The organism is Streptomyces viridifaciens (assembly GCF_001888885.2).
Taxonomy (GTDB): domain Bacteria; phylum Actinomycetota; class Actinomycetes; order Streptomycetales; family Streptomycetaceae; genus Kitasatospora; species Kitasatospora aureofaciens.
The window spans coordinates 3,866,271-3,878,607 of the sequence record NZ_CP090841.1 but is presented as its reverse complement, the minus strand read 5'-3'; the positions used below and the strand labels follow the sequence as shown (position 1 = coordinate 3,878,607).

The following is a 12,337-nucleotide window of genomic DNA, read 5'->3' as shown; positions in this document are numbered from 1 at the left end:
AGAGGACCCGCCATGCCGAAACTGATCGTGAGCAACCAGCGGACCGACGAGATGATCGGCGACCTCGGCTCGCTGACCCCCGAGTACCGGCGCTACGTGGCCGGCCAGGCCCAGCGGATGGTCTGGCTCGCCGAAGCGGGCGACGTCCTGGTCCTGCCGGTCCAGCTGGACGAGGAGTTCCTGTCCTACGTCGCCGCCCTGAAGGGCATCGACCGCGGATCCTGGGCCGTCGTGGTGCCGCCCGTCGGCAGCCTGGGCGAGGACGTGCTCTCCCGGGACCGGCTGGAGGATCCGGAGTTCGTCACCCGGCTGAAGGCCGCCGTACGGGACCACGAGGTCCGCACCATCCTGCCGTTCCACTTCGACCGGGTCAGCGTCCGGCTCGCCCGCACCCTCGGGCTCGACCGGCACACCCCGGGCTTCCCGTTCGCCGCCCAGAGCGGCACCGCGCTGCTCAACAGCAAGGCCGCCTTCCGCGCGCTGGCCGTCGGCCACGGCATCCCGGTGCCGTTCGGCACAGTCACCGACGACCGGCAGGAGGCGGAGGAGTTCCTCTGGGAGGCGATCGGCGCCGGGCAGCCCGTGATCGTCAAGCAGGACTTCCACGTCGGCGGCATCGGGAACGAGATCATCAGCCCCGTGCCCGGGATCCGACCGATCGGGGCGACCGGCACCGAGCTGATCACCGACCGCGCCGCGCTCGCCGCCCACCTGGACCGGCGCTGGGCGCACTACGCCGGCCCGCACCGGGGCCGGGTGGTCCTGGAGCACTACACGCCCGAATCGCCCGCCATCTACTCCGAGCTGCTCGTCACCGACGAGGGCGTACGGCTCGTCGGCCACGGCGAGATGCGGATGAAGCCGGTGATCAACGGGCTGATCGTGCCCGCGCCCTCGGTCCGGCTGCCCGCCTTCGCCGGCTTCCTCGACGACTCCCGGCAGCTGTCCGAGACGCTCCACCGGATGGGCTACCGCGGCAGCCTCAGCGTCGACGCGATCGTCACCCCGGACGACACCATCCTCGTCAACGAGATCAACGGCCGGGTCGTCGGCTCGGCGCACATCCACCGGATCGGCGAGGAGCTGGTGGGCGGCGACTACACCCGCGAGCGCGTCCTGATCGAGAAGCGCCGGGTCGCCTTCCCCGGCTTCCGGACGACCCTGGACAAACTCACCGCCACCTCGCTGGCCTTCGACCCGGCCCGGCGCACCGGCGTCGTGGTGACCGTCCACGACAACGGCCGCACCGGCGGCTTCGGCGGCTGCTGCCTGATCGCGGAGGACGACGCCGCCGCGCGGGTACTGGAGGAGGAAGTGGACGCCCTGTTCGGGACCGCGGGTGAGTGACCAGGGACGTCCATGCGGGACGGGAAACCGGGAACGGGGAACGGGGAACAACCGGGACCGGGGAACAACCAGGACCGGGGATCAACCGGGAACCGGCCCGGAACGAGAACGCCAGTGAGTGAAGGAGAACGCCGGTGAGCGAGGGCGAGCGGCGCGCCGCCGACCACGGGAGCGCGCTGAAACAGCAGGACCGGGGCGAGCCCCCGGCCATGGGATACCGGGAACTGCTGGGCCGCCCCGGGATCCGCCCCTGGCTGCTGGTCACCCTGGCGGCGAAGCTGCCGGTCGCCATGGCACCGCTCGCCCTGGTGTTCCTGGTCCGCGAGACCTCCGGCGGGTACACCCTGGGCGCCGTGCTCGGCGGGGCGTACGTGGTCGGCGAGGTCGTCGGCGCGCCGCTGCTCGGCGCCCGGCTGCACGGCGCCCGGCTGCGGCGCGAGCTCTCCCTCGGGCTGCTGGGCGGCGCGGGCGCCTTCGCCGGGCTCGCCTTCTGCCACTCGGCGCCGCCCGCGCTCGCCGTGGTGCTGGCCTTCCTCGCCGGGGCCGCCCCCTCCGCGCACGCCGGCGGGCTGCGGGCGCTGCTGGTCGCCGCCGTACCGGAGCACGGGGTGGCCCGGGCGCTGAGCGTGGAGACCACGCTCAGCCAGGCCATCTGGGCCGTCGCCCCGGCCGCGGTGGCGTTCCTGGCCCTCGGCGCGGCACCCGGCGCGCCGCTCGGCCTCGCCGCCTGTTGCGCCGCGCTGGCCGCGGCCGGGGTCCGGATGCTGCCCGCCGCCGACACCGACGGGGAGCAGGCCGGCCGGGGCGCGGCCGAACCGCCCTCGCGCGGGCGGGCGTTGGCGGCCGGCTGGCCGGTCTACCTGACCAGCGCCGCCGCGATGGCGCTGCTGGCCACCGCCGAACTGGTGCTGCCCGCGCTGCTGGAGTCCCGTGGGCTGCCGGTCAGCTGGTCCGGCCCGCTGCTGACGGTGTTCTCGGTCGCCAGCGTGGTCGGCGGCCTGCTGTACGGCGCCCGGCGGTGGCCCGGCGGGCCGCGAGCGCAGAGCCTGGTGCTGCTGGTCGCGATGGCGGCGTTCGTCGCCCTGATCGCGGTGCTGCCCGGGCTGGTGGGCATCGCCGTCGGGCTGGTCCTGGCCGGCGCGTTCAAGTCCGGGGTGATGGTCACCCGCAACCTGTCGCTGCGGGAGCGGGTGCCCGCCGGGATGCTCGCGGCCGGATACTCCCTCATGTACGCGGTGCAGGGGGTCGGTTACAGCCTCACCGCCTCGCTCACCGCCGTCATCCTCGCCAACGCGGAGCCGGGCACGGCGGTGCTGTGTGGCGCGGCACTGACCCTGCTGCTCACCCTCGTCAGCGCCTCGGCCGAATACCGGTCGCACGGCGCGCAGTTGGAGGCACCCACGGACCGACTGTAGGGCGTGCACGCATGTTCGCTCCCCGTGTCGTTTAACGTCGTGTTCACACCAAAGGCGGATCAAGGACCGTAGAATCGCTTGTGTGTCCGTGGCCCCACAGCGCCGCGGACGACATGGTGAACCAGCGCGAGACGATCGATCCGCGGCCACCACACGCGCCGCGGACACGGGGAGAGCGGTGTGAACCCAGTGTCCTTGTCCTTGCCGTCGGCCGCGCCCACCGGCGCGGCCGATCCGCTCGTCGGCATCACCGAGAAGCGCGCGGACTCGACCCTCCTGAGTTCCGCCCGCCTGCTCGCCACCCAGGGCAGCGCCGACCAGATCGCCGCGCTGCTGCGCGCTCTCGTGACCGACCCGCTGGGGCTGCTGCGGGCGCTGGCCTCGGTCGGCTCCGTCGACCGCGCCGTGGAACTCCTCGGCACCGCCCTGACCCTCGGCCTGCCCGCGGAACTCAACGCCCGCCTGCGCTGCCTGCTCGTCGAACTCCGCCTCGCCGGTGGCGAGGTCAGGCTCGCCCTCGCCACCGCGGAGGAGATCCTCGGCCGCGGCACCGCCGGCACGCCGGAACTGCCGGCCACGGTGCGCAGCGCCGTACTGGCCGGCCGCGCCTTCGGCCGGCACTTCCAGGACCCCGACCGCGGCCGCCGGCACGCCGAGTCCGTGCTGCGCGGCCACGACGACCGGACCGCCCCGGACGCGGAGGTGCTGGCCGCCACGGCCGTCCTCTCCGACCTGGTGCTGTCCGACGGACGCCTCACCGAAGGGCTCCGGCTGGCCCGGGCCGCCGTGGACGGCGCCCAGGCCATGCCGTCACCGGTCTGGCGCGCCTACCTGCACCTGGTGCTGGCCGACCGGCTCCTCGACGTCGGGGCGTACGGCGAGGCCGAGTCCACCGTCCGGGCCGCCGTCGCCGACCTGACCGGGCTGGGCGGCGGCGGGATGGACTCGATCGTCGCCCTCCACCGGGCCCGGCTGCTCAGCCACCGGGGCCGGCTCGCCGAGGCCCGCGACGAGGCCCAGCAGGCGCTGGCCGCCGCGATGTGCCGGGGCACCCTGCTGTACGTGCCGCCGCTACTGGCCACGCTCGGCCAACTCGCCCTGCGGTTCGGCGACCACGACGGCGCCGAGGCCTTCGTCCGCCGCTACCGGCAGACCCTCGCCGACGGCGCCGGCCGCATGCCCTCCCCGGTCTACGACTGGGTCGAGCTGCAGGTCACCGCGGCCCGGCACGGCGCGCACGCCGCGCTGGCGCAGATGGAGCAGCAGTACCCCGACCCGGGCCCGCGGGCCGCGCTCTTCACCCGCCAGCCGGGGGCCGCCGCCTGGTTCGTCCGCACCGCCCAGGAAGCCGGGGACCCGCACTGGGCCGCGGTCGCCGCCCACGAGGCCGAACGGCTCGCCGAGGAGAACCCCGGCATCCCGACCCTCGCGGCCTCCGCCGTCCACGCCGTCAGCCTGCTGCACGGCGACCCGGACGGCCTGGTCCGCGCGGCCACCGAGCACGGCCACCACTGGGCCCGGACCGCCGCGGCCGAGGACCTGGCGGCCATGCTCGACACCCGCTCCCACCGGCGCACCGCCGAAGCAGTCGCCGAGGCCCCGGCCCCGCCCCGGCTGCCCGCCCCAGCGGTCGCCCCCGCGCCGGCCCCCTCGGTCGCACCGCCCGCACCGCCCGTACCGCCCGCGCCCGACCCGGCGGCCCGCGCGGCCGAGGAGAACGCCGACGCCCTGAGCGACGTCGAACGCACCGTCGCCCACCTGGTCAGCCAGGGACTCACCAACCAGCAGGTCGCCTCCCGCATCCAACGCTCCCCCCACACCGTCAACTACCACCTGCGGAACATCTTCCGGAAGGTCGGCCTGAGCTCCCGCGTCGAACTCGCCCGCCACGCCCACCTCTGGACCACCGACCGCCCGGACATCACCGACTTCGGCATCTTCTGACGAGAACTCATGTCGCTGATTCCGCCCGGATCACGCCGCGGCGGCCGACCCGCCGTCGCCGCCCGGGTCGAGGACGGCACCGCGGCACTGATCCGCGAGTACGCCGTCCTGCTGCCGAGGTAGCGGGACGACGAACCCGGCGGCCCGGACCGCTCATCTGCGGCCCGGCCGCAGGTGTTGCGGCGGCGGCCCGGGTGCCTCAGGCCCGGTCGGTGGGCCGGTCGAGGAGGAGTTGGACGCCGTCGAGGATGCGGGCGAGGCCGAAGTCCAGGGGGTCGACCGGGTCGGGGGCGAAGGCGCCGGCGGCGATGGCGCGGGTGAGGGTGGGAAAGCGGTCGGCGTGTCGGTCCAGTAGCTCGCCGGTGAGGCTGTTCCACTCCTGGCTGTGCTGCTCGTCGAAGTCGGCGTCCTGCTGGGCGACGGTGCGCACCAGGCCCGCGACCAGGACGAAGACCCGGTGCTGCTCGGCCGCGGTGAGCCCGCTGGGTTCCAGGGCTGCGAGGGCGGCGTCGAGCCAGCCGAGCTGGTTGGGGCCCATGAGCTGGCGGCGCATGGCGGTGACGGCCAGCAGCCAGGGGTGGGCGCGGTGGACCTCCGCGGAGCGGCGGGCCCAGGCGGTGACGCGCTCCCGCCAGTCGGTACCGGCCGTCGACGGGTCGGGGACGTCCGCGAGCACGGATTCGACCATCAGCTCGACGAGTTCGGCCTTGCCGGGCACGTAGCGGTAGAGCGCCATCGCGGAGACGCCGAACCCGACGGCGACCTTGTTCATGGAGACGGCGTCCAGCCCCTCGGCGTCGGCGATCTCGACCGCGGCGGCCGCGATGCGCTGGGGGGTGAGGCTGGGCTTGGGCCCCCGGGTCGGCTGGTCCTGCTCGCCCCACAGCAGTGCGATGCCCGCGCGCAGGTCGCGCGCCTTCTCCTTGGCCATCCCGGCCTCCCTCTCGACGGTCCTCGGCTGTTCCCGGGCGCCGCCCGTTGACAGCGCCTCGAACTGTATATACCTTAAACACATCTGCTGACGCGATAAACAGTTTGGGGGATACACCATGCTCGCCACCATCGCCACCGTCTCAGCCGCCGCCCTCGCCGCTCCCGTCGCCGGCCTGCTGGGCTACCGGCAGCTCAAGCGCGCCGCGTTCGCCGGGAAGCTGCGGATCACCGCCCCGGCGGGCATCGAGGAGTCCGGCTTCGTCCGGATCGGCGGCATCGACCAGTGGGTCTCCATCCGCGGCGAGGACCGCCGCAACCCGGTCGTCCTGGAGATCCTCGGCGGCCCCGGCGCCTCCAACCTGGTCTTCCTCCCCCGCACCCGCGCCTGGGAGAAGCACTTCACCATCGTCCGCTGGGACATGCGCGGCGCCGGATTCACCTTCGCCGCGGGCGGCCCGCAGGGGCAGGGCGAGCTCACCCACCAGCAGCTGTACCGCGACGCCCTGGAAGTCACCGAGCACCTGCGGGCCCGGCTCGGCGTCGACCGGCTGCTGCTGGTCGCCAACTCCTTCGGCACCGTCCTCGGCCTGCGGCTGGCCCGCAACCACCCGGAGCTGTACTCCGGCTACGTCGGCACCGACCAGAACATCATCGACGGCGGCCGGGAGCGCACCGCCTACGACGCCCTGCTCGCCCGGCTGCGCGCCGCCGGCCGGAAGAAGGAGAAGGAGCTGGCCGCCGCCGTGGCGATGGGCGCCGACCGCTCGAAGTGGACCACCAGGGACGTCGCCGAGTACAACAAGCTGGTCCTCACCAGCGACCCGCTCTCCTACGACACCATGAAGACCGTGGTGATGCGCTCGCTCTGGTTCTCACCCCTGCACACCCTGCGCGGCCTGCGGTCCTACCTCAAGGCCATGGAGTTCTCCGAGCGGCTCCAGCTGGAGGCCGCCGCCCTCGACGAGCGGGCGGAGGGGACGGACTTCCGGATCCCGTTCTTCGTCTTCCAGGGCGACAGCGACGTCCTGACCCCGCCCGCGCCGGCCAGGCGGTTCTTCGACGACGTCACCGCTCCGGTCAAGGAGTTCACGCTGATCCGCGACGCCAGCCACTTCGCGAGCTTCCGCCACCCCGACCGGTTCCTCGACCTGATGCTCACCCACGTCCGCCCGGCCGTCACCGCCCAGCCGGCCGCCCGCTGACCTCCGCGGTCACCCGTATCTCGTGGACGGCGTTGCGGTCCCCGGTGAGCGGCTGGACCCGCCCGGCCGAGTCGGTGGCCCGGCAGCGGATGCGGTGCGGGCCGGGGGCGAGGTCGTGCCGGAGCCGGAAGCGCTGCCAGCCGAAGCCGGGGCCCCGCCGGTCCAGCTCGGCGGGCTGCCAGTCGGCGTCGTCCACGGCGACCTCGACGGCCGTCACCTCGGTGGAACTCCAGGCGTAGCCCGCCAGTTCGCAGTCCCCGGCCGGGACGGACCGCCCGTCCCCCGGGGTGAGCAGCTTGCTGCTGACGTCCTTCTCCCGGACCGGCCGCGACTCGCTCTCCCCCGGCAGGACGCGGGTGTACAGGCGGGTGGTGAAGAGGTGCTCGGGCCGCTCGGCGGCCAGCACGATCCTGGTCAGCCACTTGACCGAGTTGGTGCCGAACATCCGTGGCGCCACCGCCCGCACCGGGTGGCCGTGGTCGGGGCGCAGCGGTTCGCCGTTCATGGTGTGGGCGAGGACGACCTCGGCGCGCGCCTCCTCCAGGGGCAGGTCCTTGAGGTAGCTCACGTCGCTCTCCCCCGCGAAGTCGCCGCGGTCGGCGCCCTCCAGCCAGACGTGCCGGGCCTCCGGACGCGGACCCGCCAGCGCCAGCACCTCGGCGAGCGGCACGCCGGCCCACTCCAGGTTGGTGACGGCACGGGTCGGCACGGTGGGGTGCCGCGGATTGCCGAAGCACTCGTGGACGGCGGTGAAGCCGGTCTGCGGCAGGCCTCGGAGATCCCGGAAGTCCAGTCGCAGCGGCCGCTCCACCAGGCCCTCGACGGTGAGCGTCCAGCCGGCGGGGTCGAACTGCGGGTGCCGGCCGAGGTGGCTGCGGACGAAGACCTCGTCGACCGGCGTACGGAAGACGTCCGGCGTCTCCGGGTCCGTCCTGAACATGCGTCACACCCCCGTGCGAAGACCACTGCTGCCGTGATCGACGGTACAAGGAGCGACTGACAACGGGCCGCCCGGCCGCCGCTCGGGCCCGGACTCCCCGGCCGCCGCTCAGGCCCGGGCCTCGCGCGCCCGCGCCAGGAGTTCGGCCACCGTCGCCGCCTTGTGCGCCGAGTAGGCGAGCAGTCGGCCGGTGGCCCCGGCGGCCTCCCGCTTGGCCCGGGCGTAGCGGGCGGCCTCCTCGGGGTGGGCCCGCAGGTGGTCGCGGAACAGCAGGTTGTCGGTCCACAGCGGCCCGCCGAGTTCCACCACGTGGACGTTGGCGGGCTGGTCGTCGCGCCGCCGCAGGTAGTGCCGCCCGGGGACGCCCGCCTCGCCCAGGTACTCGAAGCCGAGGCCGCGGACGTGGCCGACCACCGCGTCGGTCTCCCCGGGCGCGCAGCCGATCTGGACGTCGAGCACCGGCTTGGCGGCCAGGCCGGGCACCGAGGTGGACCCGATGTGCTCGGCCCCGGCCGCCACTCCGAGCCCCCACAGCCCGTCGGCGAGCCGGTCCGCCAGCGCCGGGCCGAGGGCGGCCCAGGCCGGGTCGTACGGCGCGAGGTGAATCGGTTCGTCGAGGTCGGGGGCGCTGTCCGGCATTCCGGGAGGGAATCGCCCGTGGACGTCCGATTCGTTCAAGACCGCCCGCCCGTGCCCCGCCTACCGTGGCGGGCATGGACCGCACACCCGCACCGCAGTTCGCCTTCGTCGGCCTCGCCGTCGCCGACATGGCCGCCTCGGTCGCCTTCTACCGGCGGCTGGGGCTCGTCTTCCCCGAGGGCTCCGAGCAGGAGCCGCACGTCGAGACCGAGCTGCCCGGCGGGCTGCTCCTGGTTCTCGACACCGAGGCGACCATCCGCTCCTTCCACCCCGACCGGCAGCCGCCGATCGGCGGTGCCCGGGCGGCGCTGGCCTTCCGCTGCCAGAGCCCGGCGCACGTGGACGCGGTGTACCGGGAACTGACGGACACCGGGTACCACGGGGAGCTGAAGCCGTGGGACGCCTTCTGGGGCCAGCGGTACGCCTCGCTGCTCGATCCGGACGGCAACGGCGTCGACCTGCTCGCGCCGCTGTAGAGCCTCGCGTCACAGCAGCGCCGTCAGCCGCGTCCCGGCCAACTCCCGTACGTCACGGGCCAAGTGCGCCTGGTCCGCGTAGCCGGTCCGGGCCGCCGTCTCGGCGAGCGGGACGCCGGAACGGGCCAGCCCCAGGGCGCGCTGCAGCCGCAGGATCCGGGCGAGGGTCTTGGGGCCGTAGCCGAATGCGGCCAGCGAGCGGCGGTGCAGCTGCCGGGCCCCGAGCCCGACCGCCTCGGCCGTCGCCGCGACGCCGCGCCCGGCCGCGAGTGCAGCGGCCACCGCCCGTACCAGCGGGTCCTCGGGCGGCGCCGCGGCCGCCAGGCGCAGCGCCAGTTCCTCCAGTGCGGCGGCCGGGTCCGGTGCCGCGTCGATCCGCTCGGTCAGCCGCCGCGCCTCGCAGCCGGGCCACAGGTCCGCCAACTCGACCCGGCGGTCCCGCAGTTCGTGCGCCGGTACGCCGAGCAGCGCGGGCCCCGCCCCGGGGCGGAAGCGGACGCCCGCCCACGGCCCGCCCAGCCCCGGCCCGGGCCGGAACGCCCGGGTGTCCGGCCCGGCGATCAGCAGCCGGCCCTCCGTCCACAGCAGGTCCATGCACCCGTCCGGCAGCACCAGCCCGCCCGCTGCACCGTCGGCCCCCGCCCCGCCTCCGCCCTTCGTCCACAGCACCGCCCCCGGCAAACGGGACGGGCGCTCCGCGTAGTGGGTGGACATGGTCCGAAGGCTACGCGGGCCGGACGGGGCGTGCGCCCTGAAAACCCGCGGCCCCCGGGAAAGCCCGCGGCCCTCGGAAGCCCGCGCCCGGGAAGCCCGCCGGCCCCGGCTGCGCGGGGCAGCCGGGGCCGGTGGGGGGTCACGGCCGGCGGGGTACCGGCCGCTGCGGAGGGGCTCAGGCCACCGCCTCGACGGCGGGCTCGACGGCTTCGGCGGGCTCGGCCGGGGCCTGGGCGGCCGCCGTGCCCCGCATCAGCACCAGGGTGAGCACCGCCGCTGCCAGGACGGCGATCCCGCTGACCGTGAAGGTGGTGGAGGTGGCGGTGTTGAAGGCCTCCCGGGCGGCCCGGGCCAGGCCGGTGTCGCCGCTGCCGGCGGAGAGGGCGAGGGCGTCGGTGATGGCGTGCCGGGCGGAGGCGGGGGCGTCCGCGGGCATCGAGCCGGTGTAGGTGCTGGAGAGCACGGTGCCGAGGATGGCCACGCCGAGCGCGGCGCCGGACTGCTGGATGGTGTCGTTGAGCGCGGAGCCGACGCCGGCGTGCTCGCCGGGGATCGCCCCCATCAGGGCGTTGGCGGCGGCCGGCATGCCGAGGCCGGAGCCGATGCCGAGCACCAGCATGGCCAGGGCGACCTTGGTGAAGCCGTCGCCGACCGACAGCGTGGCCAGCAGGCCGAACCCGGCCGCGATGATCACCATGCCGACGGCGGTCAGCACCCGCGCCGGGAGCTTCTTGCCGAGCGCGGCGCCGATCACGTTGAAGGCGAGCGAGGCGACGGCCAGCGGAATGAAGGCCAGGCCGGTGTCGGTGGGGGTGAACTCAAGGACGAACTGCAGGTACTGGGTGAGCACCAGCATCAGGCCGCCGGTGGCGAAGGTGAGCAGCACGAGGGAGAAGCTCGCACCGGTGAAGACCCGGTTGCGGAACAGCTTGAGCGGGACCATCGGCGAGTCGGTGCGGACCTGGCGGATGCCGAAGGCGGTGAGCGCGGCGACCGCGACGGCCATCGAGGCGAGGGTGCCGACGTGGGCGAAGCCGTCCCGCGGGAGGACGATGATCGACCAGACCAGTGCGGTCATGCCGACCATCGAGAGCAGCATGCCGGGCAGGTCGGGCTTGCGCCACGGGCCCTTGGACTCGGGCATCAGCACGACCGCCGCGACGATGGCCACCGCCGCGACCGGCACGTTGAGCAGGAACACCGCACCCCACCAGAAGTGCGCTATCAGCGCGCCGCCCAGCACCGGGCCGCCGACCAGGCCGATCATGGCCACCGCGCTCCAGGCGGCGATCGCCTTGGGCCGCTCCTCGTCGTCGAAGACGGTGATCAGGATGGAGAGGGTGCTCGGCATGACCAGGGCGCCGCCGACGCCCATCAGCACCCGGCCGGCGATCAGCTCACCGGGACTGGCGGCGACCGCCGCGACCAGTGAGGCGGCCCCGAACAGCGCCAGCCCGATGATCATCACTTTTCGTCGTCCGAACCGGTCGGACAGGCTTCCCGAGGTCAGCAGCAGCCCGGCGAAGACCAGGATGTACGAGTCGATGATCCACTGGATGTCCTGTGCCCCGGCCTTGAGATCCTCCGCGATCGGCGGGACGGACACCGTGAGCACCATGTTGTCGATCACCAGCACCAGGCTGCTGAGGCAGAGCACGACCAGGATGAGCCAGCGACGCGGGTGACGGTCCACCGCGATCCCCCCTTGTGATTCGGCGCGTCGGCCGCGGCCCCGCGCACGTCCTCGCGTCGGCGACGAGCCGCGCGGAAGTCCCTCGCGGCGCACACCGTTCACCCGTCCCCGACCGAACGGTGTGCGCCACGCCGAACACTGTACGGAGACCGAACACTGTTCGCAAGGCCGTACGGTGTGCGGCGCCGGGGCCTATGCTGGACGGACCGCACCCGACCAGGGGGCACGTGGAATGGAGAGCCTGATGACGGCCAAGTCGGAGGACACCCCGCCGGAGCACCGGACCGGCCCCCAGCCGGGCATCGCGTCGCCGTGGAACCGTCCGCAGAAACGGCGGCCCCAGCCCGCCCTCAGCCGCGAGCAGATCGTCGCCGAGGCCTTCGCCCTGCTGGACGCCGAGGGCATCGACGCGCTGAGCATGCGCAAGCTCGGCGCCCGCCTCAACGCCGGCGCGACCTCGCTCTACACCCACGTCGCCAACAAGGAGGAACTGCTCGCCCTGGTCGTCGACCACGTCTTCGGCGAACTCCCGCTGGCCCGCGCCGAGGGCGCCGAGGACCCGGCGGTCTGGCGTGCGGTCATCGTCGAGTGCACCGAGGGCATGCGCGCGGCCGTCGTGCGCCACCCCTGGATGGTCACCGTGATGGGCGACGTCGGGATGGTCTACCTCGGCCCCAACTGGATGCGGCTCTCCGAGGCCCTGCTGGCCCTGATGGAGGCGGCCGGCTTCGGACTCGCCGAGGCCAACGACGTGATGGGCGTCGTCGTGGGCTACACCATCGGCACCGCCAGCGTGGAGGCCGCCTGGCTGAGCGCGCTGAGCAGGAGCGGGCGGGGTGAGCAGGAGTTCCTGGACCAGCTGCTGCCCGCCGTCGTCGAAGCCACCAGGACGCACCCGCGACTGCACCGGCTGTACACCACCCAGGTGCCGGACGAGATCAAGGCCGGCCGGGACAGCGGCTTCCTCCGCGGCCTCAACGTGATCCTGGACGGGATCGAGGCGAGGCGGTGGCCCGGGCACTGAACCCGGACCG

11 protein-coding genes are annotated in these 12,337 nt (G+C 74.2%); 6 read left to right on the top strand and 5 right to left on the bottom strand.

Annotated elements, in window-relative coordinates:
* Positions 1-12: 12 nt before the first annotated feature.
* From BOQ63_RS24345 to BOQ63_RS24335, 3 genes are all read left to right on the top strand, one after another.
* Complete coding sequence (locus tag BOQ63_RS24345) at positions 13-1,347, top strand: preATP grasp domain-containing protein (RefSeq protein ID WP_072654955.1); 1,335 nt, start codon at positions 13-15, stop codon at positions 1,345-1,347.
* Positions 1,348-1,481: 134 nt separating this feature from the next.
* Positions 1,482-2,762, top strand: a complete 1,281-nt coding sequence (locus tag BOQ63_RS24340; protein ID WP_223886031.1) for an MFS transporter — start codon at positions 1,482-1,484, stop codon at positions 2,760-2,762.
* 195 nt (positions 2,763-2,957) lie between these two features.
* Entirely contained in the window at positions 2,958-4,706 is a 1,749-nt protein-coding gene (locus BOQ63_RS24335; protein ID WP_150476087.1) for a helix-turn-helix transcriptional regulator, read from the top strand.
* Between the two features lie 199 nt (positions 4,707-4,905).
* Here BOQ63_RS24335 and BOQ63_RS24330 read toward each other — a convergent pair whose 3' ends face one another.
* Positions 4,906-5,637 (bottom strand): TetR/AcrR family transcriptional regulator, encoded by a 732-nt coding sequence (locus BOQ63_RS24330; protein ID WP_030551975.1) that lies wholly within the window; start codon positions 5,635-5,637, stop codon positions 4,906-4,908.
* A gap of 118 nt (positions 5,638-5,755) precedes the next feature.
* On the opposite strand from BOQ63_RS24330, the gene BOQ63_RS24325 reads away from it, so the two are divergent.
* Positions 5,756-6,841, top strand: a complete 1,086-nt coding sequence (locus BOQ63_RS24325; RefSeq protein WP_072654953.1) for an alpha/beta fold hydrolase — start codon at positions 5,756-5,758, stop codon at positions 6,839-6,841.
* On the opposite strand, the gene BOQ63_RS24320 is transcribed toward BOQ63_RS24325, so the two are convergent.
* Together BOQ63_RS24320 and BOQ63_RS24315 are read right to left on the bottom strand one after the other, a co-directional pair.
* Entirely contained in the window at positions 6,816-7,781 is a 966-nt protein-coding gene (locus tag BOQ63_RS24320; protein ID WP_046385696.1) for a molybdopterin-dependent oxidoreductase, read from the bottom strand. The genes BOQ63_RS24325 and BOQ63_RS24320 overlap by 26 nt on opposite strands.
* A 108-nt stretch (positions 7,782-7,889) precedes the next feature.
* On the bottom strand, positions 7,890-8,420 hold the full coding sequence (locus BOQ63_RS24315) for a GrpB family protein (protein WP_072654952.1): 531 nt from the start codon (positions 8,418-8,420) through the stop codon (positions 7,890-7,892).
* 74 nt (positions 8,421-8,494) lie between these two features.
* Between BOQ63_RS24315 and BOQ63_RS24310 the strand changes: the two genes are divergently transcribed.
* Entirely contained in the window at positions 8,495-8,896 is a 402-nt protein-coding gene (locus BOQ63_RS24310) for a VOC family protein (protein WP_072654951.1), read from the top strand.
* Between the two features lie 9 nt (positions 8,897-8,905).
* Here the strand turns inward: BOQ63_RS24310 and BOQ63_RS24305 are convergent, their stop codons facing one another.
* On the bottom strand, positions 8,906-9,610 hold the full coding sequence (locus BOQ63_RS24305) for a helix-turn-helix domain-containing protein (protein ID WP_150476085.1): 705 nt from the start codon (positions 9,608-9,610) through the stop codon (positions 8,906-8,908).
* 175 nt (positions 9,611-9,785) lie between these two features.
* Positions 9,786-11,303 carry an MFS transporter gene (locus BOQ63_RS24300; protein WP_037828011.1) on the bottom strand — a complete coding sequence of 506 codons (1,518 nt, stop codon included), beginning with the start codon at positions 11,301-11,303 and terminating at the stop codon, positions 9,786-9,788.
* A gap of 244 nt (positions 11,304-11,547) precedes the next feature.
* Between BOQ63_RS24300 and BOQ63_RS24295 the strand changes: the two genes are divergently transcribed.
* Positions 11,548-12,327, top strand: a complete 780-nt coding sequence (locus BOQ63_RS24295; protein ID WP_072654948.1) for a TetR/AcrR family transcriptional regulator — start codon at positions 11,548-11,550, stop codon at positions 12,325-12,327.
* Positions 12,328-12,337: the final 10 nt, after the last annotated feature.